Source organism: Nocardia sp. CDC519, from assembly GCF_059509835.1.
Genome location: NZ_CM183377.1, coordinates 2,802,811 through 2,828,424, shown reverse-complemented (window position 1 = coordinate 2,828,424; position 25,614 = coordinate 2,802,811). Strand labels below are relative to the sequence as shown.

General features: G+C 69.4%; 15 protein-coding genes. 6 read left to right on the top strand and 9 right to left on the bottom strand.

Translation table 11 applies throughout. From position 1 onward, the window contains the following. The first annotated feature begins 265 nt into the window (after positions 1-265). Together AC5W7N_RS12715 and AC5W7N_RS12710 are read left to right on the top strand one after the other, a co-directional pair. The gene (locus AC5W7N_RS12715) at positions 266-832 is read left to right on the top strand and encodes a copper chaperone PCu(A)C (RefSeq protein ID WP_163810703.1); all 567 of its coding nucleotides are present in this window, start codon (positions 266-268) and stop codon (positions 830-832) included. Continuing rightward, positions 825-2,036, top strand: a complete 1,212-nt coding sequence (locus AC5W7N_RS12710) for a Dyp-type peroxidase (RefSeq protein WP_490724097.1) — start codon at positions 825-827, stop codon at positions 2,034-2,036. The genes AC5W7N_RS12715 and AC5W7N_RS12710 overlap by 8 nt, the downstream gene beginning before the upstream one ends. A 49-nt stretch (positions 2,037-2,085) precedes the next feature. Here AC5W7N_RS12710 and AC5W7N_RS12705 read toward each other — a convergent pair whose 3' ends face one another. From AC5W7N_RS12705 to AC5W7N_RS12690, 4 genes are all read right to left on the bottom strand, one after another. Then, positions 2,086-2,436, bottom strand: a complete 351-nt coding sequence (locus AC5W7N_RS12705) for a hypothetical protein (protein WP_163810699.1) — start codon at positions 2,434-2,436, stop codon at positions 2,086-2,088. Between the two features lie 891 nt (positions 2,437-3,327). After that, positions 3,328-3,939, bottom strand: a complete 612-nt coding sequence (locus AC5W7N_RS12700) for a class I SAM-dependent methyltransferase (protein ID WP_490724098.1) — start codon at positions 3,937-3,939, stop codon at positions 3,328-3,330. A gap of 179 nt (positions 3,940-4,118) precedes the next feature. Then, positions 4,119-4,424 carry a hypothetical protein gene (locus AC5W7N_RS12695; protein ID WP_138448780.1) on the bottom strand — a complete coding sequence of 102 codons (306 nt, stop codon included), beginning with the start codon at positions 4,422-4,424 and terminating at the stop codon, positions 4,119-4,121. A gap of 61 nt (positions 4,425-4,485) precedes the next feature. Continuing rightward, positions 4,486-5,079: an HdeD family acid-resistance protein gene (locus tag AC5W7N_RS12690; RefSeq protein ID WP_163810694.1), complete on the bottom strand. Its 594-nt coding sequence runs from the start codon at positions 5,077-5,079 to the stop codon at positions 4,486-4,488. A gap of 237 nt (positions 5,080-5,316) precedes the next feature. On the opposite strand from AC5W7N_RS12690, the gene AC5W7N_RS12685 reads away from it, so the two are divergent. Further along, on the top strand, positions 5,317-6,300 hold the full coding sequence (locus AC5W7N_RS12685) for a glycosyltransferase family 9 protein (RefSeq protein ID WP_194990961.1): 984 nt from the start codon (positions 5,317-5,319) through the stop codon (positions 6,298-6,300). Here AC5W7N_RS12685 and AC5W7N_RS12680 read toward each other — a convergent pair. Beyond that, positions 6,282-6,623 (bottom strand): ArsR/SmtB family transcription factor, encoded by a 342-nt coding sequence (locus tag AC5W7N_RS12680; RefSeq protein ID WP_163810690.1) that lies wholly within the window; start codon positions 6,621-6,623, stop codon positions 6,282-6,284. The two genes, AC5W7N_RS12685 and AC5W7N_RS12680, sit on opposite strands and share 19 nt — an antisense overlap. Before the next feature lie 183 nt (positions 6,624-6,806). Between AC5W7N_RS12680 and AC5W7N_RS12675 the strand changes: the two genes are divergently transcribed. Then, the gene (locus AC5W7N_RS12675) at positions 6,807-7,499 is read left to right on the top strand and encodes a M23 family metallopeptidase (protein WP_228806552.1); all 693 of its coding nucleotides are present in this window, start codon (positions 6,807-6,809) and stop codon (positions 7,497-7,499) included. 181 nt (positions 7,500-7,680) lie between these two features. Continuing rightward, complete coding sequence (locus AC5W7N_RS12670; protein ID WP_194990962.1) at positions 7,681-8,778, top strand: hypothetical protein; 1,098 nt, start codon at positions 7,681-7,683, stop codon at positions 8,776-8,778. On the opposite strand, the gene AC5W7N_RS12665 is transcribed toward AC5W7N_RS12670, so the two are convergent. Continuing rightward, on the bottom strand, positions 8,729-9,052 hold the full coding sequence (locus AC5W7N_RS12665) for a hypothetical protein (RefSeq protein ID WP_048833443.1): 324 nt from the start codon (positions 9,050-9,052) through the stop codon (positions 8,729-8,731). The genes AC5W7N_RS12670 and AC5W7N_RS12665 overlap by 50 nt on opposite strands. 385 nt (positions 9,053-9,437) lie before the next feature. Here AC5W7N_RS12665 and AC5W7N_RS12660 point away from each other — a divergent pair, with 385 nt between their 5' ends. Beyond that, complete coding sequence (locus tag AC5W7N_RS12660) at positions 9,438-9,773, top strand: RNA polymerase-binding protein RbpA (protein ID WP_014351500.1); 336 nt, start codon at positions 9,438-9,440, stop codon at positions 9,771-9,773. Between the two features lie 104 nt (positions 9,774-9,877). On the opposite strand, the gene AC5W7N_RS12655 is transcribed toward AC5W7N_RS12660, so the two are convergent. The 3 genes from AC5W7N_RS12655 to AC5W7N_RS12645 all read right to left on the bottom strand — a co-directional run bounded on the left by AC5W7N_RS12655 (position 9,878) and on the right by AC5W7N_RS12645 (position 25,280). Continuing rightward, positions 9,878-10,678: an ABC transporter permease gene (locus AC5W7N_RS12655; RefSeq protein WP_163811095.1), complete on the bottom strand. Its 801-nt coding sequence runs from the start codon at positions 10,676-10,678 to the stop codon at positions 9,878-9,880. Between the two features lie 104 nt (positions 10,679-10,782). After that, entirely contained in the window at positions 10,783-11,772 is a 990-nt protein-coding gene (locus AC5W7N_RS12650; RefSeq protein ID WP_163810686.1) for an ATP-binding cassette domain-containing protein, read from the bottom strand. Next, positions 11,769-25,280 carry a non-ribosomal peptide synthetase gene (locus AC5W7N_RS12645; protein ID WP_495924101.1) on the bottom strand — a complete coding sequence of 4,504 codons (13,512 nt, stop codon included), beginning with the start codon at positions 25,278-25,280 and terminating at the stop codon, positions 11,769-11,771. The genes AC5W7N_RS12650 and AC5W7N_RS12645 overlap by 4 nt, the downstream gene beginning before the upstream one ends. Positions 25,281-25,614 lie beyond the last annotated feature (334 nt).

Below are 25,614 nucleotides of genomic sequence, written 5' to 3'. Positions count from 1 at the left end.
CACTGACGGCACCGGCGTAGTCGCGCACCCGTGGCGTCGACCCGTCTCGCGGAATCCTTGCCTGCCCGGCCGTTTCACGACGCGTGCCGGACCGATGCGCGTGGATGCGCGTTGTCATCGCGTGCCCGGAAGCGCGGACCGTGCCCGATAGCACGGGCACCGTACCGTTGTGTCGGCGCTGGGCACGGCCGATCTCGCACGACTCGGCGGGGGAACCACACCCGCACATCGACCACTCGAACACCGACCCGTACAGGGAGATCCCATGTTCCACCTCGTTCCCGCGCGCTCACGCCTGCGCCGCGCGGCCGCCGCCGCCCTGGTGGCCGCCGCCCCGCTGGTCGCGCTCGGCTGCACCAGCGAGTCCGGCGATTCCGGCGCACCGTCCGATGCCGCCTCGGCCGTCACCATCACCGAGCAATGGGCCAAGGCCGCCGACAGCGGCATGTCGGCCGCGTTCGGACAGCTGCGCAACAACGCCGACACCGACGTCACCGTCGTTGCGGCGACCAGCCCGGCCTCGGCCACCGTCGAACTACACGAGGTGGTGACCGGCGACGACGGCGTCAAGGTCATGCGCCCGAAGCCGGGCGGCTTCCGCATCCCGGCAGGCGGCGAGCTCGCGCTCGAGCCCGGCGGCAACCACATCATGTTCATGGGTCTGCGCGGTCCGCTGCGCACCGGATCGGAGGCGCCGGTCACGCTCACCTTCGACGACGGCTCGACCACCACGTTCACCGCGCAGGTTCGCGACTTCCCGGGCAACCAGGAGAATTACGAGCCCGGCGGCGAACACGGCGACGGCGCCGCGGCGCCGGGGCACGGTGGTTGAGCCGGCCCGCGCCCGTTCCGTTCGGCTGAACCGGCGGCGGCTGCTCGGTGGCGGTGCGGCCGCCGCGGGCGTCGCCGGTCTCGGTCTCGGTGCGGCCGCGTTCACCACCCACCGCGAGGAGACCTCGCCCGCGTCGGCGGCGGTCGAACCGTTCTACGGCGAACATCAGGCAGGTATCGCGACCGCACCGCCCGCGCACGCGGCGTTCGTGGCGCTGGATCTGCGGCCGGGCACCGACCGTGCCGACATCGTCGGCGTGCTGAAGATCTGGACCGAGGACGCGGTGCGCCTCACCGCCGGCCGCCCGGCGCTCGGCGATACCGAACCGGAACTGGCGGGGCGCCCGTCCCGGCTCACCGTCACGGTCGGTTTCGGGCCGCGCGTGTTCGACGTGGCCGGACTGGCCGATCGGCGTCCGCAGTGGCTGAAACCCCTGCCGCCGTTCACGATCGACCGGCTCGATCCCGCCTACGGCGAGGGCGATCTGCTGCTGCAGATCTGCGCCGAGGAATCGACGACGGTCGCGCATGCGGTCCGGGTGCTCTGCAAGAGTGTGAAGTCGCTGGTATCGGTGCGCTGGGTGCAGCGCGGATTCCGCGACGCCGCACCGGGTACCACACCGCGCAACCTGATGGGTCAGGTCGACGGAACGGTCAATCTGGTCGCCGGCACACCGGATTTCGATCGGCTGGTGTGGGACGACGGTGCCGCGCAGCCATGGCTGGCGGGCGGTACGTCGCTGGTGTTGCGCCGGATCGCGATGACCCTGGACACCTGGGACGAAATCGACCCCGAGGGCAGGGAATTGACGGTCGGGCGCCGGTTGTCCAACGGTGCGCCGCTGACCGGGACGAGCGAGTTCGACGAACCGGATTTCGCGGCGGTCGACCGCGACGGCATCCCGGTGATCCCACCGTCGTCGCATATCGCCCGCGCCCATCACACCCATGACGGCGAGCGGTTCCTGCGTCGTGGTTACAACTACGACGATCCGCCGCGTCCGGGCGAGACCTCGAATTCGGGCCTGCTGTTCGCGGCCTACCAGCGTGATGTGACGGCGCAGTTCCTGCCGGTGCAGCAGCGGCTGGCCGAGTTCGATGCGCTCAATGTGTGGACGATTCCGGTGGGTTCGGCGGTGTTCGTCATCCCACCGGGTGTCCGCGCGCCCGGCGGGTATCTCGGGCAGACCCTGTTCGAGCGGTGAGCACACGGTTCCCGGCGCGGTACGGCGCCGGGAACCGGCCGCGACGAACTCAGGTCCAGAGCGCGGCGATCAGCACGTTGAGGATGGCGAGCCCACCGGCCGCGTGGGTCATCCACGGAACGGCCTTGCCGCGCTTGGCGTCGGCGCGGCTCATTTCGGCGAACGCCGCGACCAGCACCGAGACGGCGAGTTTGATGCCGATCTTGACCATGTTCAGGTCCTTGTCGAGTGAGTCGATCGACTCCGCCAGCCCGACCAGGATCACGCCGGTGATCAACTGGAGCCGCGCACCCCACACCATCAGCTCCGAGACCACCGGCCGGCTCGCGGCGTAACCGCCGACGACCGCGGCCATTCCGAGCAGATGGGTGACAACCACGATGTTGTAGACAACGTCCATAGCGCCCAACGCTAGCCGATCGACGCACCTCTACTACGCCAAGTCGTATATTCGCCGGAGCGTCGGCCCGCGCCTGCCGACAGACCACCCGAAAGCGCGCCGACCTGGGCCGAAGCGGGACCAGGCACAGAAATGCCGACAGCCCGCCGGGGATACCCGGCGGGCTGTCGGCACAGCAGTCTGCGTATTACTCGGCCGAGAAGCTGGAGAGCCCGCCGAAACCGCTGAAGATGTCACCGAATGCACTCAGAAGGTCTCCGAGGCTGCCCAGGTCCACTGAACCCATTTCCACTCCTATCCGTGTGCGAATCGCGATGCTCTTGCACCGCCGCACACCATTGGTAGTGCCGTTATTCAAACGTGATGCTCTATTTATCTTAACGTTATCCACATCGAAGTGAACTCGAGTTGAACGCGCCTGCCGCGATGCGCTGACCTGCGAATATGCTATGAATAACACCGATGTCGATCTTCATGAATTTTCGAGCGTCGCCAAAATTCCTTCCTGACGTCTCCGTCAACCGACCTCGCTCAAGTAATAATCGCAGGTCAGAGCGATATTTGCGCCTCCACTCAGCCCCATCCGGGCAAATCCTGACGCTGACACGGACAAGAACGGTGACAATTTCTCATCCCACGAAAAGGCAATCTCCACCGGCTCCAAGCTGATGCGAATGAATCTTTATCTCCTCCATGAGACCACCGAAATACCGCCGCCTGGAACCAATTCGGCCTCTGAGGCGATCGGACCACGACGGCGCGATCCTCAAATTTATTGGAATAGCGGCGGTTTCGCACGAATACGAAATCTTCCGGTGCAGAATGACGCTGCCCGCATCGAACTCGAATTGCTAACCGCCGGCAGCTATTTCACGAGAGCCCGACGACCCCTCAGGCGCGGGTGAACACCGCGACCAGGAAGTCGGAGTCGTCGCGGAACGGGCGCAGATCCCAGGTCGACAACCGCAGGTCCGATGCCAGGCCCGCGGCCGCGGCGTCGGCGAAGAACTCCTCGAACGGGTAGCCCCGTTCGGCGCCGAATCCGATAACGGCCCGGCCATCCGGGTCGAGATGGCGGGCGAAGCCCGACAGCACCGCTCGGCGGGTACTCGGCGCGAGGAAGGTCATCACATTGCCCGCGCACACGATGACGTCGAAGCCGTCGGGTATGCCGCGGGACGGCAGATCCAGTTCGGCCAGGTCGCCGACCAACCAGGTGGGGCCGGGGTGGTCGTGTTCGGCCGCCTCGATCAGCACCGGGTCCACGTCGACGCCGACGACCGCATGACCGGCCTCGTGCAGATAGCCGCCGATGCGGCCGGGCCCGCATCCGGCGTCGAGCACGCGCGAGCCCCTGCCGAGCATCGCGTCGACCAGCCTGGCCTCCCCCACGATGTCTTGCCCCTGGGCGGCCAGGCCGCGGAACCGCTCGACGTACCAGGTGGAGTGCGCCGGGTCGTTGGCCGTGATCTCCTCCCACTGGCTCGGAACACGCTCACCCACGATGGCTCCCTACTCGATACGTCGGCTGGTCTTGCCACCGTAGCCCGCACCACAGCGCGCGGACACGACCACCCGCGTCCAGCGTCCACCGGGGTGCGGGTGTATGCCGTCCTACCCGCAAAAGCGCGTGGACCCCGCGAGAGATCGCGGGGTCCACGGGGAATTCGGTGGTCCGGGTACTACGGCACCGAGACGCTGCCGCCGCTGGGGACGTAACCGATGGTGTTGGGGTCGATCACGCCGAGGGCCTGGCCCGCGCAGTCGGGGCCCGCGTACAGGGTGATGGCCTGATCGGTGCCGTTGCCGACGGTGGTCTGCAGCGTCGTGTAGAAGCTGTCGCCGGTGTTGAAGCAGCCCACCGGGTTCGCGTGCGGCGCACCGTTCAGGGTCAGGGTGCCGCCTGCGGCGTGCGCGGCGCCAGGGGCCAGCAGGGTGATGGCACCCGCGGTGGCCAGCGCACCGACGATCCCAGCAGTACGAAACATTCGTGCCTCCAGTTCCTTTCGATGTCGACCCCCGACGTCGACCATTGACCCCGCGATTGTGTCATGCGACCGGCTGCGCCGGAACACCCAGATCCTTCGCGTCCTTGCGCACCCCGAAGGCGGTGATCATCTCCATGATGCCGAGCACGACCAGCCAGATACCGGCGACCCAGGCCAAGGTGGCGACCGATTCGACGGGCCAGACGATCAGCACGACACCGGCGATCGCGGTGATCACACCGAAGAACCCCTGCCAGCCACGACCGGGCAGGCCCGGTTCGGCGACCGCGGCCATCGTCATCGCGACTCCGCGGAACAACCAGCCGATCCCGATCCACAGACCCAGCAGAAGAAGCGAGGCCAGCTCATCGCGGAAACAGAAGACGCCGATGATGATCGACAGCACGCCCGCGATGAAATACAGCACCCGCATCCCCGCACTCGCCGGCGCCGCGAACGCCGCGACCAGCTGCAACAGGCCGCTGACCACCAGGTAGATCCCGAAGATGATGCCGGCCACCAGCAGCGTCTTACCGGGCCACACCAGAATCAGGACGCCGAGGACCACCGAGAGCAATCCGGTGACCAAGATCGATTGCCAGGCGGCACGCGCGAGGGTCTGCACCGGGCCCTGCGGGATGATATTCGTCGTCATGAAGTGATGTTATGCCCGAAATCCCTGGTTCTCTGGGCATTTGCTCACTACCCGCGTCCGCGCGCCGCCACCGCCGGTCGTGCACACCGGCGGCCGACTGTGACCGAGAACGCCGTGATGATCACGTTTGCCGCTGTACACGCCGGGTAATTGTGGGTCAATGGCTCTCGTCGTGAACGCCGTCAGGTGAGTCGAGTGGGTCGGGTTTGACGAGTCTCGGGTGGCTAGGAGAAGAGGGTGTCGGTTGTTCTCGTGCTTCAGGCACGCGGTCTCGGTGAACTGCTCACCGCGGTCCCGGCGCTGCGCGCGCTGCGCCGGGCCAGGCCGGACGACCGCATCGTCCTGGCGGCCCCGCATCGGCTACGGCCCATCGTCGATCTGATCACCTCCGTCGACGCCATGGTCCCCACCACCGAGGGCGGCAGCCTGCGCTGGGACGGACCCGCCCCCGATCTGGCGGTCAACCTGCACGGCCCGGACACCGAGTCGATCGTCGAACTGATCAAGACCGACGCGCGGCGCATCCTCACCTACCGCAATCCGGCCTTCCCCGAGCTGCCCGGCCCGCAGTGGGATCCCGATATGCACCTGGTCGACCGCTGGTGCCATCTGCTCGAATTCGACGGCATCGATGCCGACCGGCGCAACCTCGGCCTCGTCCCGCCGGTGGCCACCACCAGCCACCGCGACGCCGTCGTCGTGCACATCGGCGCCGGCGCACCGGCACGGCGCTGGCCGCCGGACCGGTTCGCCGCCGTCATCCGGCATCAGTCGGTGCTCGGCCGGGAGGTGGTCATCACCGGCGACGAGTTCGAGCGCGAGACCGCACTCGGCATCGCCGCGCGGGCCGGGCTGCCACCGCACCGGGTGCTGGCCGGCGAACAGAATCTCATCGAATTGGCCGCGACGGTCGCCGAAGCCGCGCTGGTGTTGTGCGGTGATACCGGCGTCGCCCATCTGGCCACCGCGTTCGGCACCCGCACCGTGCAGCTGTTCGGCCCGACTCCCCCGCGCCGTGGCGGACCACCGCCGCATCTGCTCGCCCGCCACGATGTGCTCTGGGCGGGGCAGGTCGGCGACCCGGACGCCGACAGCACCGACGCGGGCTTGCTGCGGATCGGGGTGAGCGAGGTGCTCGGCGCGATCGACGCTCAGCTCGGAAAGCACTCCTGGGCGGGCAGCACCGGTGAACGCCCTCGCGCTTACCGCCGCGTCGGCTGAGGAGTCGGCACTTCGACGCTCGCGGTGTGCACCGCCGCGGAGTAGGCGGCGATGGCGCTCGGCCAGAATCGCTCCACGTAGTCGCGGGCGTCGGCCAGCCCTCGCGGATCCAGGAAGTACCGCCTGCGGTTGCCGTCCGGGCGCATCATCACCAGGCGCGCCTCCCGTAGGACCCGCAGGTGTTGCGACACCGCCGAACTACTGACGCCAACGGCCTCGGCCAGCTCGCCCACCGAGAGTTGCGCATGCGGTAATGCTTCGAAGATCGCCCGCCGAGTCGGGTCGGCGAGCGCTTCGATCGCCCGGACTCCATTAGTCGCCACTAACACAGTGTGATCAACTAGCGGTTTCGCCGTCAAATCGCCCATTTACCGCATTTGCCCAGCTCGACGCGGAATATCAACCGTGTCGTTATCAGTTCGTAATCAACGAACTGGGGTTATAGGCGCTGGTGATGGTAGCCACAGGATTGCGGAGCGGCGGCGACGGTCCCGTAGCTTCGAGCTATGCCCGTGACCGTTCCGTTACTTTCTCGCCGTCCCGGCGCGCCCCGCACCGGTCGTCGCAGCGTCGCCACCCGCGTGGTGGCCGCCTCGACGGCGATCGGCGCCTCGCTCGGCGTGCTCGCCGGATGCACCGAAGAGAACTCGACCGCGGCGCTGCACTCCCCGCAGCTGGTGGCCGACACCGCCGACGCGACCTTCACCGCGTTCACCCCGCCCGAAGCGCAGCGGGCCCAGACCGTGCCGGAGGCGGTGGCCTGGGAACAGAACCGCCTGGCGATCGAGTTCGCCCGGCCCAAGACCATCCGGCCGGTGGCCGGCCCCATGAGCTCCACCTTCGGCATGCGCTGGGGTGCGATGCACGCAGGCATCGATTTCGCCGACCCGCTGGGCGCGCCGATCGCGGCCGTCACCGACGGTGTCGTGATCGAGGCCGGCCCGGCCAGCGGTTTCGGCCTGTGGGTGCGCGTCCAGCAGGACGACGGCACCGTCGGCGTGTACGGCCATATGCAGGACATCCTGGTGACCGTCGGTCAGCCGGTGCGCGCCGGTGATGTGATCGCCACCGTCGGCAGCCGCGGCTACTCCACCGGTCCGCACCTGCACTACGAGGTGCACGTGCCAGGCGTCGGGCCGATCGACCCGCAGCCCTGGCTGGCCGCGCGCGGGATCAGCGTCCACGGCGACCACTCCTGACACCGGCGGCGACCCGTCGCCGAGAATTCACGGGGACGGCCCGTAGGCGAGAGCGCCTGCGGGCCTTCGCCGTCCTAGGGCTGCGGATGGGCCGCCCACCGCGATCCGGTACTCCGGTAGGGGGCGGCAATGGCGCGCCGGCGTGATGTGGCCGCGCGGTGCGGGTCCCTAGTGTCGCGGCATGGTCACACCCGAGATCGCTTCCCCGGCACCGGCTTCGGACCGATTCCGCTCCGGCTTTCCCGAACGCGCAGCCCTGCACCGGCCACTGCTGGTGATGGTGGGCGCGATGACCGCCCTGACGATCGTCTCGGCCTGCGGCCTGGTCGTCGACGACCGTCAGCTGCTCGGCGAGTCGGTCTGGCTGAAGCCGTTGAAGTTCGGCGTCGCCTTCGCGCTCTACGGTCTCACCCTGATCTGGTTGCTGGCGCTGCCGCACCGGGGCCGCCGTGCCACCTGGTGGCTCGGGACGGCCTTCGCGGTGACGGGTGTGCTCGACGTCGGTTTCATCGCCGTGCAAGCCGCGCGCGGAACGTTCAGCCATTTCAACAATTCCGATCCCGACCCGGTGAACGTCATCGGGCAGCAGATCTTCGTCTCCGGCGTTCCCGGCCTGTTCGTGGCGAATCTGGTGCTGGCCCTGATCTTGTGCGCGCAGCGGCTGGTCGACCAGCCGACCACCCGCGCGATCCGGGCCGGTCTCGTCCTGGCGGTCGCGGGGATGGCGCAGGCGTATCTGATGGGCTTCACCGGCAAGCAGCGTGTGGTCGACGCCGAGGGCCGGATCGTGGAGTTGGTGGCCGGGCACACCGTCGTCGAGCCGGATCTGCGCACCGAACTCGCTCGGGACGGGGCAGGCATGCCGATCACACACTGGAGCACCATCGGCGGCGACCTGCGAATTCCGCATTTCCTCGGACTCCACGGGATCCAGGTGCTGCTGGCGGCGGTGATCATTTCGGCAGCGCTGGCAACACGCCTGCCCTGGTTGCGCGGTGAACGCACGCGGACCGACCTGGTCGGCGTACTCGCCGTGGGCTACGCGGGACTGTTCGGGTTGACGTTCTGGCAGGCCATGCGCGCGCAGCCGCTGCTACGTCCGGACGCGCTCACCGTCGGCGCCTTTGCCGCACTGGTCGTCGTGGTGGCCTGCCTCGGCGTGCTGGTGTACCGCCGCGGCCGCGCTCGCGCCGGCGAAGCGATTACGCGCAGATCCGACTCCGCGGCACTCAGCGCAGACGTTCGGCGTCACGGGCGAGCTGGAGCAGAGTCTCACTGAGCGCGGCCAGTTCGGCCGCATCGGCACCCTCGCCGATCGCGGTCGCCACATCCTCGGCCGCACACCGTGCCGCGAACCAGCGGTCGGCCAGATCGGCGGCCTCCTGTGCGCTGAGCACCACCGAGTCCTCGGGAATCCCCGTCCCCTTCAAGCTGTTGCGATGTTCGTAGGCCCGCTGACGGCACGACTGACGGCAATACCGGCGGCGACGCCCGACCTCGGATTCCACGATTTCCCGCCCGCACCACAGGCAGGACAGTGACCGGCGCGACATGACCCGACACCCTAACCGCACCCGGCGACCGTCCGCACAGGGCACGCCGCTCCGGTGACGGCGGCGAACAGCGTAGAATAGCCAGGTTCTCCCCCGCAGGGAACGAAAGTAGCCCACCACACGTTCACAGAGCACATGGTGTTCGCGCCCGGCCGGCCACGCCGGGAGCGAGCAGCCCACAACCGGTTCCGCGCATCCGTGCGCGAGAGCCGGACGCCGAGGAGGTTCGCGACCGCGCCACCGGTTATCCATGGAGGAGCGAGTCCTGCGAACCCGTTCGCAGCCCGGCTCGGGTTTCCGCCGCCGCGGAGATACGGGCCACCGTGGGGCCGCGAACACGCCGCGACGCAGGAGCGGCACATCAAACACAGAGAGGACCGAACAGATGGCAGATCGCGTACTCCGGGGCAGTCGGCTCGGAGCGGTGAGCTACGAGACCGACCGCGACCACGATTTGGCGCCCCGCCGGATGGCCCGGTATCGGACCGACAATGGTGAAGAGTTCGACGTCCCGTTCGCCGACGACGCCGAGATCCCGCCGACGTGGTTGTGCCGCAACGGCCAGGAAGGCGTCCTGCTCGAGGGCACCACGCAGGAGGCCAAGAAGGTCAAGCCGCCGCGCACCCACTGGGACATGCTGCTGGAACGGCGCAGTAAGGAAGAGCTGGAGGAACTGCTCAAGGAGCGCCTCGAACTGCTCAAGACCCGCAGGCGCGGCTGAGGCAGCCCCGCGCCGAAAAAGGCCGCTCACACCGGATTCCTCCGGCATGAGCGGCCTTTCGTCTGTCCTGTGGCGCCACGGGCCCGAAGCCACGGCGCCTCGATTCAGTGGCTGGCGACGCGCCGATACCGCAACAGCGCCAAGGGCACCACCACCACGAGGATGGCCACCGAACAGATCACCGCGTACTCGACACAATGCTCGGCGGGCCAGCCGGTCGGCGTCGCGAACGACGGTGGCGAACTGTTGTCGAACAACTTGCGCCCCGCCGCCGCCACCGCGGTGATCGGATTCCATTCGGCGATCGTGCGCAACGGCCCCGGCAGCGTCTGCGCGGAAATGAACGCCGAGGAGATGAACGACAGCGGGAACATCCAGATCAAGCCGACGCTCTGCGCGACCTCCACTGTCGGAGACAGCAAACCGGTCAGGGCGCCGACCCAGGACATCGCGAACGCGAACAGCAAGATCACACCGAAGGCGAGCGCGGCGTCGGTGATCGGGCCGTTGATCCGCCAGCCGACGATGTAACCGCAGCCCACCATGACGATCAGGCTGAGAATGTTGACGACCAGGTCCGACAGCGTGCGCCCGAGCAGCACCGCCATCCGCGACATCGGCAGCGTCCGCATCCGGTCGATGATCCCCTTGTGCAGATCGCCCGCCAACCCGACGGTGGTGAACGCCGCGTTGAAGGCCACCGTCTGGGCGAAGATCCCGGCCAGCAGGAACTCCCGGTACTGGCTGCCGCCGAGCGAGGCCCCGAAGATGTAGGCGAACAGGAACACGAACATCAGCGGCTGGATCGTCGCGGTCACCAGCAGCGTCGGAACGCGCAGGATGGTCAGCAGGTTTCGGTAGGCGACGATGGCGCTGTCGCGGAAAACCCGTCCGCGCGGAGACATATCCACTGCCGCCGCACGCGGTTTCGCCGCTCCGCGAGCGTCGGTGTCCGCCGCGGAATCCTCGGCCGCTGGGGCTTCGTCACGTACCGCTGCCGGCGCTGAGCTCACGACATGATCTCCTCTTGTACGTCATCGGATTCCGCCGCCGCTGGCGTGGGTGCCGCGGTGCCGGTGAGGGAAAGGAATACGTCATCGAGGGTGGGGCGGTGCACGTTCGCGTCGACGACACACACACCGGCGTCGTCGAGCCGCCGCAGGGCCTCGACCATGGTGCGCGACCCCTCGCCCACCACGATCGACACATCGTGGCTGCCGATGTCGTGCACCGGCTCGCCGATGCCCACCTGGGCCAGCACCGAGAGCGCCGGCTTGGCTTCCTGGCCGGTGGCCAAGGTGACCGTCAGCCGGTCACCGCCGATGGAGGTCTTCAGTTCGTCGGCCGAACCGCGGGCGATCACCTTGCCCCGGTCGATGACGATGATCCGGTCGGCGAGTTGGTCGGCCTCTTCGAGATACTGGGTGGTCAGCAGCACGGTGGTGCCGTCGTCGACGAGATCTCCGATCACCCGCCACATGTCGAGTCGGCCGCGTGGATCGAGACCGGTGGTCGGTTCATCCAGGACCACCACCGGCGGCCGCGCCACCAGCGCACCGGCCAGATCGAGCCGGCGTGCCATGCCGCCGGAGTAGGTGCCCGCCCGGCGATCGGCGGCATGGTCGAGCCCGAACGCGGTGAGCAGCTCGCCCGCGCGCGCCGCGGCCTGCCGATGCGACATCCCGTAGAGCCGGGCCACCATGCGCAGGTTCTCGTAGCCGGACAGGTTCGCGTCGACGGCGGCGTACTGGCCCGACAGCCCGATCCGGCGGCGGGCGGCGGCCGGATCGCGCAGCACGTCCACGCCGGCGACGTGGACCGTCCCGGCGCACGGCCGTAGCAACGTGGTGACGATGCGCACCGTAGTCGTCTTGCCCGCACCGTTGGGCCCGAGCAATCCCATCACGGTGCCCGCCGGGATCTGGATGTCGATCCCGTCGAGCACTCGCACGCGGCCGTAGTTCTTGACCAGGCCGAGGACTTCCACCGCCAGGCTCACCTGTGTGTCTCCTTCGCTTGCCGGTCCGCGCCGTCGAGGTGGAAGCGCAGCACCGGTCCGATCACCGCGAGTGCTTCGGGTGTGGTCATCGCCGCGTGGGTGCAGCGCAGCTGATGGTCGTGCACGGCGCCGGTGACGAACGGACGCCAGGCGGCGGCGCATCGATCCCGGTCCGCGCGGTTGATCTCGTCGTCGGCCGCGGTGAAGAACAGCAGGTCGCCGCCGAACACCCGGGGCCGGAAACTGTTGGCCAGCACCGTGCCGTCGGCATAGCCGGCGTAGAGCCGTTCCAGGTGTTCGACCGTCAGCGCCGCGAACGGTCCCGGCTGGGATCGCAGCAGCGCGGCGGCCTCGGACAGGCTCATCTGGTCGTCGAGCGCTCCGGCGTCGGCGATCAGCCCGCTGCCGAATTCACCGATGATGTCGGCGACGCTCGGCATGGCTTGATCGAGCAGGCTGTCGGAGAGCCGGTAGCTGTCCATCATCGCCAGCAGCGCCACCTGCTCCCCCGCCTCCTGCAGCCGCACCGCGATCTCGTGCGCGATGAGCCCGCCCAGGGACCAGCCGAGCAGGTGGTAGGGCCCGTGCGGCTGCACCGACCGGATGTGCTCGACGTAATGATCGGCCGCTTCGGCGAGCGTGCCGTAGCCCGCGCCTCCGGTGACGTGCGGTGCCTGCAGGCCGTAGACGGGGCGATCCGCGGGCAGGTGCGCGAGCAACCCGGAGTAGCACCACGCCAGACCGATGGCCGGGTGCACGCAGAACAGCGGCTCGCGGCTGGCGCCGGTATCGGGCCGCAGCGGCAGGATCGGCGCCAGGGCCTCGGCCATCGCATCGGCGACGCCGCTGTCGTCGAGCCGTGCCGCGAGCGCGGACGGGGTCGCCTCACCGAACATCATCTGCACCGGCATCTCGATGCCCTCGGCGCGCAGGCGTGCCACCACCTTCGTCGCGAGCAGCGAGTTGCCGCCGAGTTCGAAGAAGCTGTCGTCGGCGCCGACACGGTCGATGCCGAGCGCCTCGGCGAACGCCGCGCACACCGCCGCCTCGGTGGGCGTCGCCGGTGCCCGGTAGCCCTGACCGCCGGTGAACACCGGTTCGGGCAGCGCTTGCCGGTCGAGTTTGCCGACGGGGCTCAGCGGCACCCGGTCAATCATCATGATCGACTGCGGCACCATGTAATTGGGCACCAGATCCGCCAGGTGGGCGGTCAGCTCGGCGGCGGTCACCACCGCGCCGGCCAGCGGCTTCACATACGACACCAGCGCGGTGGCGCCCGCGGCGGTGCGGTGGCCGATGGTGAGGGCCACCTCGACGCCGGGGTGCCTGCCCAGTGCGGTGTCGATCTCGCCGAGTTCGATACGGAACCCGCGGATCTTGACCTGATGATCGGTCCGGCCGACGTATTCGATGTCGCCGGACCCCGCGTCCGCGCCGGGCCACAGACGCACCAGGTCACCGGTGCGGTACATCCGCTCGCCCGGCTTGCCGTACGGGTTGGCGACGAACCTGGTCGCCGTCAGGCCGGGGCGGTTGAGGTATCCGCGGGCCAGGGCGGCTCCGGCCAGGTGCAGTTCCCCGGTGACGCCGATGGCCGCCGGATGCAACCGCGGATCGAGGATGAGTGCGTCCACGCCGCGGATCGGCCCGCCGATGGTGATGGGCCGGTCCGGCGCCATCGGCTGGGACATGATCGTGACGATGGTCGTCTCGGTCGGGCCGTAGACGTTGTACAGGTTGCGGCCACGAGACCACCTGGTCACCAGTTCCGGCGGAAGCGCTTCGCCGCCCACGAGTACGTGCGCCAGCTCGGTGACACCGGCCGCATCGACGGTGCCGAGCGCCGAGGTGGTGATGAAGGCATGCGTGATGGCTTCATCGATGAAGACCCGGCGCAGTTCCTCACCGCCGACCACGCCCGGTGGAGTGATCACCAGGGTGGCGGCGCCGCCGAGGGCGAACAGCAGATCCAGCATGGCGGCGTCGAAGCTCGGCGTCGCGAAATGCAGCACCCGGCATCCGGGGCGGACATCGAAACGCTGCGCGGTCTCGGCGGCGAAGTTGGACAGACCGCCGTGGGTGACGGTGACGCCCTTGGGGGTTCCGGTGGACCCGGAGGTGTAGATGACGTAGGCCGGGTTCTCCAATCGGAGCGGGGTGATCCGGTGAGCGTCGGTGATGGGGTCACCTGAGGCCGCCAACACCACGGAGCGGATATCGGGGGCATCGAGCACCAGCCACTCGGCCGTCGAGGGCAGGCTGTCGCGGTACTCGGCGAGGGTGATGCCGAGGGCGGCACCCGAATCCGACAGCATGTGCGCGATGCGCCCGGCCGGATAGTTCGGGTCGACGGGTACGAACGCCGCGCCGGCCTTCGCGACCGCGAGCACCGTCGCCACCGATTCCACCGACCGTGGAATACCCAGCGCCACCAGCGTTTCCGGCCCGACCCCGCGGTCGATGAGCACGCGGGCGAGGCGGTTGCTCCATCGGTCGAGGGCCGAATAGGTGACCTCGGTTCCGTCCGACCGTACGGCGATGGCGTGCGGGTCGTACGCCGCCGCCGCGGCGAACACCTCGGGCAGGGTGACCGGACGATCCGGCTGGGCGCCGCGTACCGGCGCGAGTTCCGGCCATTCGGCGGGATCGAGCAGGTCCAGGTCGCCGACCGGGGTGGTGGGGCTGGCTGCGATCGAGGTCAGCAGGCGGACGAAGCGCTTGCCGAACCTCTCCGCGGTCTCCTCGTCGAACAGGTCGCGCGCGAAGTCGATCGCGAGCGAGATGCCGCCGGGGCCCCCTGCGGCGGTGCGGTTCTCGGTGAGGGTGAACTGCAGATCGAACTTGGCGATCCCGGTGTCGGCGTCTTCGGCGTCGATGCGCAGGCCGGGCAGTTCCAACACCCGGACCGGCTCGTTGCGGACCGACAGCATCACCTGGAACAGCGGGTGATGCGACTGCGACCGAGCCGGATTCAGCACCTCCACCAGGCGCTCGAAGGGCAGGTCCGCGTGTGCGAAGGCGTCGAGGTCGCTATCGCGCACCGCCGCGAGCAGGTCGGTGAACGCGGCGTCGCCGTCCACCCGGGTGCGCAGCACCAAGGTGTTGACGAACATGCCGACCATGCGGTCGAGCGCCGGATGTCCGCGTCCCGCGATCGGGGTGCCGACCGCGATGTCGTCCACGGCCGTCATCCGGTGCAGCAGTACTGCCAACGCGGCGTGCAACACCATGAACATGCTGACGTTGTGCCCGGCGGCGACAGCGCTCAATTCCCGGTGGGTGGCGGCGTCGACCGCGCAGCGCACCGTGCCGCCGCGATAGGACGGTGTCGGTGGACGCGGCCGGTCGGCGGGCACCGCGAGCAGCTCGGGCAGCTGGTCGAGGGTGTTGCGCCAGTAGTCCAGTTGGCGACTGATGAGGGAATCGGCGTCGTCCTCGGCGCCGAGTACCCGCTCCTGCCACAGCGTGTAGTCGGCGTACTGGATCTCGAGCGCGGGCACGGTGTCCACGCGGCCTTCCCTGGCGGCGCAATAGGCCGCGGCCACGTCGGCGGCCAGCGGTTCCAGCGACCAGCCGTCCATCGCGATGTGATGCACGACCAGCACCAGCACATGCTCGTCGCGTTCGCTGGTGACCACACTCGGGCGGGCGACGGTCAGGATGGCGGCCCGCAGCGGCACCGTGGTGCCGAGGTCGAAGCCCTCCGCGGCGAATTCGCGCACGATCGGTTCCACCGCGTCGGCCCGCACGGTCTCGGTCCGTACCCAGATCGCCGCGTCGGCCGGATCCAGCACGACTTGCGCCGGTTCGCCCTCGATGACCGGGAAGACCGTGCGCAGCGTCTCGTGCCTGCGCTGCACCGCGTGCAGCGCGGCGATGAGTGCCGCGCGGTCGAGCCGTCCGCGCAGGCGCAACACCACGGGCACGTTGTAGGCCCCGGAGCTCGGCGCGCCCGCCGCGCTGTCGAAGCGGTTGAGGAACCACAGCCGGCGCTGGGCCGCCGACAACGGGATCCGCTGCGGACGGGCGCCGGCGACCAGTGGCGGGGTGCCCTCGTCGGGCGATCCCGCGTCCAGTCGCGCCGCCAGTTCGGCGACGGTGGGGCCGGCGAAAACGGCACGCACTTGCAGTCGCGTGCCCGTTGCCGCTGCCAGCCGGGCGACCAGTTGGGTGGCCAGCAGCGAGGTTCCGCCGATGTCGAAGAAATTGTCGTCGGCGCCGGTGATGTCGGCACCGACCAGGTCGGACATCACGTCGGCGACCAGCCGCTCGGCGTCGGTGGACAGCGGCCGGGTAGTGCGGGCGGGCGACAGCGTCGGCTCCGGAAGTGCCGCGGTGTCCAGCTTTCCGACCGGCGTGAGCGGGATCCGTTCCAGCACGGTGATCGCCGCCGGAACCATATGCGCGGGCAGCTGCGCCGCGGCATGGGCGCGCAGCGCGTCGAGATCGAGATCCCCGGCGGGCTGCACGTAGGAGACGATGCGGTCGGCACCGGCGATCTCACGGACCTGGGTGTGCGCGAAACCGACGCCGGGATGCCCGGCCAGCGCTGCGGTGATCTCGCCGAGCTCGATCCGGAACCCACGCACCTTCACCTGGTGGTCGCTGCGTCCGAGGTAGTTCAGCTCGCCGTCAGCGGTCCAGCGCACCACATCGCCGGTGCGGTAGACGCGCGATCCGGCCGGCCCGTACGGATCGGCCACGAACCGCGACGCCGTCAGTGCGAAACGGTCGAAATAGCCGCGCGCCAGGCCCGGTCCGCCCAGATACAGCTCGCCGGGCACCCCGATGGGCACCGGACGCAGACGCTCGTCGAGCACCACGGCCCGCGCACCGCGCACGACAGTGCCGATCGGAATCGGGCGGCCCGGTTGGAACGGCGCGGAGATGGTGGCCAGCACAGTGGTCTCGGTCGGTCCGTAGCCGTTGATCATGGTGCGGTCGACCGCCCAGCGGGCCACCAGCTCCGGCCCGACGGCCTCGCCACCCACCATCAGGCTCCGCAGATCCGGCAGCGGCCAGCGATCGTGGTCGATCGTGGCCAGCGCCGCGGGCGTGATGAAGGTGTGGGTGACCCGTTCGGTGGTGAGCAGTTCGGCCAGTTCGTCACCGCCGTAGATATCCGGTGCCGCGATGACCATCGTGGCACCGGAACCGATCGACAGCAGCAGGTCGAGCACCGCGGCATCGAAGCTCGGCGAGGAGAAGTGCAGCGTGCGCGAATCCGGCTGCACCCCGGCGTGTTGCGCCAGCTCGTCGGCCAGGTTCGACAGGCCGGCGTGGGTGACGGCCACGCCCTTGGGCTTCCCGGTGGAACCGGAGGTGTAGATCAGGTAGGCCAGGTCATCGATGCGGGTGGGGCGCAGCCGCTCACCGGCGATGGCGGCGTCGGCCGCGGGCTCGAATTCCGCATCGGCGGTGTCGTCGAGCACGATCCAGGCGATGCCGCGGTCGTCGGCGGCACGCAACCGCTCCCGGTGCGCGGAGACCGTGACGCCGACGGCGCACCCGGAGTCGGTCAGCATGTGCCGGACTCGGTCGGCCGGGTAGTTCGGATCGACCGGCACGAACGCGGCTCCGGTCTTCGCGATGGCGAGCACGGTGACCACGGACTCGACCGAGCGGGTCAGCCCGAGGGCGACCCGGTCGCCGGAGCCGATGCCGTGCCGGATCAATCGGCGCGCCACTCGATTCGACCGCCGGTCCAGCTCCGCATAGGTCAACTCGAGCGCACCCGAGCGGACCGCGGTGCGGTCCGGATGCGCGGCCACGGCCTGTGCGAAAACCTCCGCCAGCGTGAGCTTCGGTCGCGCGGGTGCGCCATCGGCGGGGGCGAAGCGCCGGCGTTCGTCCTCGGTGCGTGCGTCGATGTGGTCGACGCGGATACCTGGGTCGCTGGTGATCGTGGCGAGCACGGTCAGGAACCGGTCCGCCAGTGTCTGCACCGTGGCCTCGTCGAAGAGTTCGGCGGCGTAGACGAATTCGAGCGCGCCGTCGTCCCCGGCCTCGGCCGGATCGGTGACACGCAGTTCCAGGTCGAATTTCGCCAACGCGATATCGAGGGCGTGCGCCTGCAAGGCCAGCCCGGGCAGTTCCAGGTGTGGATGCGGGGTGTCCTGGACCGTCAACGCGACCTGGAACAGCGGATGCCTGCCGGTCGCGCGCGGATCCCGGCCCAGTTCTTCGACCACGCGCTCGAAGGGGATGTCGGCGTTGGCGATGGCGGCGAGTTCGGCGTCGCGATCGGCGCGCAGCAGCGCGGTGAAGGCGAGATCCGGGTCGACGTCGGAGCGCAGCACGAGCGTGTTGACGAACATGCCGACCAGATCGTCGAGTTCGGTCTGGGTGCGCCCGGCCACCGGGGTGCCGATCGGGATGTCGCGGCCGCCGGTGACCGCGCGCAGCAGCACCGCCAGCGCCGTGCGCAGCACCATGAACATGCTCACGCCCTGTTCGCGCGCCAGCTCGGCGAGTGCGCTGCGCACCGGCTCGGGCAGGGTGCGCTGGACCGAGCCAGCGATCTGGGTCGGTTCGGCGGGCCGTGGGCGGTCGTAGGGCAGCGGCAGTTCGTCGGGCAGATCTGCCAGCTGGGTGCGCCAGAACTCCACTTGCCGGGCGGCCGGGCTGTCGGCGTCGGTGGCCTCGCCCAGATATTCACGCTGCCAGAGCCCGAAGTCGGCGTACTGCACCGGCAGTGGCTGCCAATTCGGTGCGGCACCACCGCGACGTGCGAGGTAGGCGGTGGCGAGGTCGCGGGTGAGCGGAGCCAGCGACCAGCCGTCGGCGGCGATGTGGTGGACGACGACGCCGAGCACGTGGTGGCGTTCGTCCACCCGCAGCACGGTGATCCGTAACGGGGTGTCGGTGCTCAGATCGAATCCACGCCGGGCCAGCTGTTCGAGGAGCCCGGGCACCTCGGCCTCGGTGGCCGGTACCGGGACGACCGCGGGTACCGCATCGGCGACCGGGACGATGACCTGGTGCGGACCCTGCTCGTCGTCGGGGTATCGGGTGCGCAGCACTTCGTGCCGGTCGACGATGTCGGCCAGCGCCTCGCCCAGGGCTGCGATATCGAGATCGCCGTCGATCCGCAGCGCGAACGCGATGTTGTAGGCACTGGATTCGGGGGCGAAACGGTTGAGGAACCACAGCCGCTGCTGCGGCAGCGACAACGGGATCCGGTGCGGGCGCGGGCTGTGCGCGACCAGCGGGATGCGCTGAGTACGCGGAGCCTCGGCCAGCTGAGCGGCCAGGCCCGCCACGGTGGGCGCCTCGAAGATGGTGCGCACCGGCAATTCGACGCCGAAGTGCTGATACACCGAGGCGGCCAGCCGGGTGGCCAGCAACGAGTTGCCGCCGACGTCGAAGAAGCTGTCCTCGGCGCCGGTGATGGGCCGGCCGAGCACCTCGCCGAACAGCGCGGCGACCCGCAGCTCGAGTTCGGTGGCAGGCGCGCGGGAGGCGGCGGTGGCCGCGAATACCGGTTCGGGCAAGGCCTTTCGATCCAGTTTGCCCGACGGCGTTACCGGAACCTCGTCCAGCACGGTGACCGCGGCGGGCACCATGTACCCGGGCAGTCGTCCGCGTGCGGTGTCGAGCACCGCCGCCGGGTCGATCCCTTCCACACCGCTCACATACGAGGCCAGCCGCTGGTGTCCATTGGCATCGGTGTGCACCACTGTCACGGCGAAATCGACGCCGGGATGTGCGCGCAGCACGTGGTCGATCTCGCTGAGCTCGATGCGGAAGCCGCGGATCTTGATCTGATCGTCGGCGCGGCCGAGGAAGCGCAGATTGCCCGCGGGATCGGCCACCACGAGGTCGCCGGTCCGGTACATCCGCTCGCCGCGGCGGCCGTGCGGATTCGCCGGGAACCGGGCGGCGGTCAGCGCGTGCCTACCGTGGTAGCCGCGCGCGATGCCCGGTCCGGACACATACAGCTCGCCGGGCGTGCCGGGAGGCACCGGGCGCAGGCGGTTGTCCAGGATGAACAGTCGCATACCGCGCACCGGGTGGCCGAGTGGGATCGGTTCGCCGGCCCGCATCGGGTCCGAGACGGTGGCCGCGACCGTCGCCTCGGACGGGCCGTACATGTTGTGCATGCGGTAGCGCGCCGCCCAGGTGGCCACCAGCGCGTCCGTGCAGGCCTCGCCACCGACCATCACCGAGCGCAGGTCGTCGAGCCGATCGCAGGGCACGGTGGCAAGTGCGGCGGGCGTGATGAACGCGTGGGTGACGCGTTCGGTGCGCAGGAAGTCGGCGAGTTCGCTGCCGCCGTAGAGATCGGCGGGTGCGACCACGACCGTGGCTCCGGCCGCGAATCCCAGTAGCAGCTCGAGCACCGAGGCGTCGAAGCTCGGCGACGAGAAGTGCAGGGTCCGTGCGGAATCGGTGACGCCGAACAGATACCGCTGCTCGTTGGCGAAGGAGGCCAGGCCGGCGTGGGTGACGATGACGGCCTTCGGTGTGCCGGTGGATCCCGAGGTGTAGATCAGATAGGCGGGCTGGCCCGCGCGCAGTGCGCCGAGCCGCTCGGCGTCGGTGACGGGCGCGGCCGATTGCGCTGCGCACGCCATGTCGAGCTCGCCGGAGCCGAGCATCAACCAGGTGCCGGTGGTCAGGCTGTGTTTACCGGGATCGGCGGGCCAGCTGGGCAGCGCCGACAGTGAACTCGGATCCGTCAGCCCGAGCAGGGCCCCGGAATCACCGATCATGTGCGCGATCCGCTCACGCGGATAGCCCGGATCGATCGGGACGTAGGCCGCGCCCGTTTTCGCGACGGCCCAGATCGCCAGAATCGAGTGCAGGCTGCGCGGCAATGCGACGGCGACGACCACCTCGGGGCCCGCCCCGTGTGAGATCAGCACCCTGGCCAACTGGTTGGAGCGTTCGTCGAGCTCGCGGTAGGTGGTGTCGTTCCCGCGGAAGCGGACGGCCACCGCATCCGGCAGGCGTTCGGCGGTCTGGGCGAACAACCGCGCCAGCGTGACGGTGGGTTCGGCGGGCCCGCCCGCGATCGGCACCAGGTCGGCCTTCTCGCGCCGGTCCAGGATATCGATGTCGCCGACCGGCGCATCGGGGCGCACCACCGCGGCGGCGAGGATCGCGGTGAACCGCCGCGCCAGCGCCTGAATCGTGGAGTCGTCGAAAACATCGGTGGCATAGCCGAATTCGGCATGCAACGGACCGTCGGTGGTGTCGTCGTGCACTTCGAGCTGGAGATCGAACTTGGCCACGTCGGCCGCCAGCGGAAGCACTTCGGTGTGCACACCGGGCAGTTCGATGCGCAATTCGGGCGCACGGTCGTAGGACAGCATCACCTGGAACAGCGGGTGTCTGCCACTCATCCGCTCGGGATTGACGACGTCGACCAGCCGCTCGAACGGCACGTCGGCATTGGCGAAGGCATTGAGATCGGTTTCCCGGGCGACGTCGAGCATCCGATCGAACCCGGCGGCGGGATCCACCTCGGTGCGCAGTACCAGGGTGTTGACGAACATGCCGACGAGCTCGTCCAGCGCCGGGTCGGAGCGGCCCGCGATGGGTGTGCCGATGACGATGTCGCTGCTGCCACAGACGCGCGCCAGCAGGGCGGCGAACGCGGCATGCAGCACCATGAACATGCTCACGCCCCGCGCGACGGCGAGTTCACCTGCGGCGCGGCGAGTTTCGGGGTCGATGGTGAACCCGAAGCGAGCACCGGCGGTGGATCGCCGCAGCGGGCGCGGGCGGTCCAGCGGCAGGTCCAGCTGCTCGGGCAACTCCTCCAGCGCCGAGCGCCAGTAGTTCAGCTGACGGCTGAGCGCGCTCGACGGGTCGGTTTCCTCGCCCAGCAACTCCCGCTGCCACAGCGCGAAATCGGCGTACTGCACCGGCAGCGGGGTCCACTGCGGGGCCGTGCCTTCGGCGCGGGCGGCGACCGCGGTCATCAGGTCGCGCGCGAGCGGCGCCACCGACCAGCCGTCACCGCAGATGTGATGCAGCACCAGCAGCAGCACGTGCCGGTCGGGCCCGGTCTCGTACAGCGCCACCCGGATCGGCGCCTGGCTGCGCAGATCGAAGCCGTATCCGGCGAACTCGGCGACCAGCGCGTCGATATCGGCGCCGCGGGCGTCGATGGGGTCCAGATGCAGCGGGATGTCGGTGGCGGCGTGGATCACCTGGCTCGGGCCTTCGACGGTTTCCGGGAAGGTGGTGCGCAGGCTTTCGTGCCGGTCGAGCACGTCGAACAGGCCCGCCCGTAGCGCCGCGATGTCGAGCTTGCCGTCCAGGCGCACGGCCAGGGGCATGTTGTAGGCGGCCGCGTGCTCGGCGAATCGGTTGAGGATCCACAGCCGCTGCTGCGCGGGCGAGAGCGGGATGGTGGCCGGGCGGCCCGTCGGGCGCAAGGCCGGCGACGAGGTGTCCAGGTGCTGGGTGGAGAAACGCTCGGCGAGCGCGGCGATGGTGCCCGCCTCGAACAGATCGCGGATGGTCACGCCGGCGCCGAGGGTGCCGTTGATCCGGGCCACCGCGCGCGCGGCGATCAGCGAATTGCCACCGAGATCGAAGAAGCCGTCCTCCACGCCGATGTCGTCGATCTCGAGCACCTCGGCGAAGATGTTCGCCAGGACCCGCTCGATCTCCGTGCGCGGTGCGATGCTCGCGCGCCCGGTGGGCCGGACATGCGCCGCGGGCGCGGGCAACGCGGCCCGATCGATCTTGCCGTTGGCGCTCAGCGGCAGCTCGTCGAGCTCCATCAAGGCCGTCGGCACCATGTAGGAGGGCAGCGTTTCGCGCAGGCGGGTGAGCAGGGCCGCGGTGTCGAGCCGTTCGGCCGCGTCGTCACCGCGGGTACCGGGCGCGGCGACCACATAGGCGACCAGTTCGTCTCCGGTGCGTCCGGTGTGGGCGACGCAGACCGCGCGAGCGACCCGTTCGTCGGCGAGCAGAGCGGCCTCGATCTCGCCGAGTTCGATGCGCTGCCCGCGAATCTTGACCTGGAAATCGGTGCGCCCCAGGTATTCCAGAACGCCGCGCTCGGGCCCGCCCGCCGAACCGCGGCCACGCAGGTGCCAGCGCGCGAGATCGCCGGTGCGGTACATCCGGGTGCCGGGGGTGAAGGGATTGGCGACGAACCGGTCGGCGGTGAGTCGTGGCTGACCGAGATAGCCGCGGGCCAGCTGGGTTCCCGCCAGGTACAACTCCCCCACTCCGCCGGGCGGCACGGGCTGCAATCGCGCATCCAGGACGTAGGTCTGGGTGTTCCAGACCGGCGAGCCGATCGGGACCGTCTCCGGGTCGGCCGGGCAGGGCCAATAGGTGACGTCGACGGCCGCCTCGGTCGGGCCGTACAGGTTGTGCAGCCGCGGCCCGGGCAGGGCCGCGTGGAAATCGCGGACGGTGGCCGGCGGCAAGGCCTCGCCACTGCAGAACACCCGGCGCAGCCCGGTGCAGCCGCGCACATCGGTATCGGTGACGAACACCGACAGCATCGACGGCACGAAATGCGCTGTGGTGACGCCTTTGGCCGCGATGACCTCGGCCAGGTAGCTGGGGTCGCGATGGCCGTCCGGCCGGGCCACCACCAGCCGGGCGCCGATCTGCAACGGCCAGAAGAACTCCCAGACCGAGACGTCGAAGGTGGCCGGGGTCTTCTGCAGCACCGCGTCACCGGAGTCGAGCGGGTACTCGTGCTGCATCCATTGCAGCCGGTTGACGATGGCGCCGTGGCTGACGCCGACGCCCTTGGGATTGCCGGTGGAACCGGAGGTGAAAATGACGTAGGCAAGGTGATCCGGACGCAACGGGGCACAGCGGTCGGCGTCGGTGATCGGATCGGGCGAGTAGCCGGACAGATCGGCGGTGTCGAGGATCAGGCCGGGCGCGTGCTCCGGGAGGCCGGCCGCGTCCGCCGCGGCCGTCAGCACCGCGACCGGCGCGGCCTGCTGCACGATCCGCTCCATCCGCTCGCGCGGGTAGTCGACGTCGAGCGGCAGATACGCCGCGCCCGCCTTCACGATGGCATACAGGCCGACCACGAGGTCGAGACTGCGGCGCAGGTACACACCGACCACGCGATCGGGCCCGGCGCCGCGGTCGATGAGCATCCGGGCCAGCCGGCTCGACTGTTCGTCGAGTTCGCGATAGGTCAGGGATCGGTCCTCGAACTCGACCGCCGTCGCGTCGGGGCAGGCCGCGGCACGGGTACCGAACAGCCCGGCCAGGGTGTCGGCGGCCACCGGTACCTCGGTGGCATTCCAGGCCTGCAGTACCCGATGACGTTCGGCGTCGGTGATCGCGGTCAGCGACAGTGCCTTGGTCTCGGTGCCCGCGGTGAGGAAACGGGCGAGGAAATCCAGGAATCGTTCGTGGTGCATGGCGAGTTCGGTCTCGCCGTAGAGCTGCGGATTGGCCTCGAAATCGATGTGGATGCGGTCGCCGACGCCGTTGTAGAGGTTGATCGACAGGTCTTCGACCGGGCCGGTGGCCAGCACGTGCAGCGAGCCGAGCAGACTGCCGAACTTCAGCTCGTTGTGGAACAACATGATGTTGACCATCGGGCCGAAGAACCCGCGCGCGTCGCGCGAGTATCCGCAGTCGCGCCGGATGTCGTCGTGACGGTACCGCTGGTGCCGCAGCGCGCCGGTGATCTGGAGTTCGACCGCGCGCACCACATCGCGCACGGTGGTCTCCTCGGCGAACCGCACCCGCAGCGGCACCACATTCGACACCACGCCCGCCGATCGGCGCAGCGCGACGGTGGTGCGGGCCGAGACGGGCAGGCTCAGCACCACATCGTCGGTGCCGGTGACCGAGCGGACGTAGCAGGCCAGCGCCGCGGCGAACAACGTCGAGTTGGCGGCGCCGAAGGCGGTGGTGGCCGCGGTGACGGCGGCTTCGGTGCGCTCGTCCAGCACGGCGGTGGCCCGGCGGCGGCCCGGATCGGGCATCGGCACGGCACTGCTGGCGTTGGACAGGCTGAGCGTGCCGCCCACGCCCTCCAGCTGCTCCATCCAGTACTCGCGGTCGCTGCGGAATCGCGCGGAATCGCGGTAGCGGGATTCGTCGGCGTAGATCTCGGCCAGCGGGGTGGCCCGGGAGACGGCGGGCTCGGTCTGGTTCTCGATCGCGGTGTAGATCTCCGCGGTCCGGGTGAGCGCGTTCATGGCGCCGTAGCCGTCGATGACGATGTGGTGCGCGCGGGCGTACCAGATGTAGTCGTTGTCGCCGTAGCGCAGCACCGCGTTGGTGATGAGCGGATCGTTGTCCAGGTCGATGGGTGAGCTGGCGTGCTCGTTCATCCACTGCATGGCCGCGGCGTGCGGGTCCGCCTCACCGCGCAGGTCCACCCGCGCCCAGCCGGGCCGGTGGAACGGATCGACCACCTGGTGCGGTACGCCATCGATCTCGACCAGCCGCAGCAGACCGACCTGGGTCTCGGCGCCGAAGCGCTCGATCGAGTACAGCAGCCTGCCCGCATCGAGGTCACCGTGGATCTCCACGTACTGAGCGATGGTCAACGGCACGTCCGGACGGATGCGCTGCGCGTACCACAGCGCTGTCTGCGCAGGCGACAAGGCGAACGGTTGTGCTGAGAATTCGCCCGATGAACATTGGTCGACACGATCCGTGGCCAATGAACTCATCAATCACTCCGTTCTGCCGCTGTTCACGCAACTCCCCGAGCACCACACGGTCGGCGCGCACGCGCCTAGCCGTAGGACGTAGTCCACGAATGATGATTCGGAGCGTCATGGCGGCCGGATGGCCGAGGGTTCGGATTTGTTTCACTTCCAACGGCCTTGGCACAACGCCACTTTGGACAGCTACATTTTCGCTATCGGGCGGGTACCGGAAACT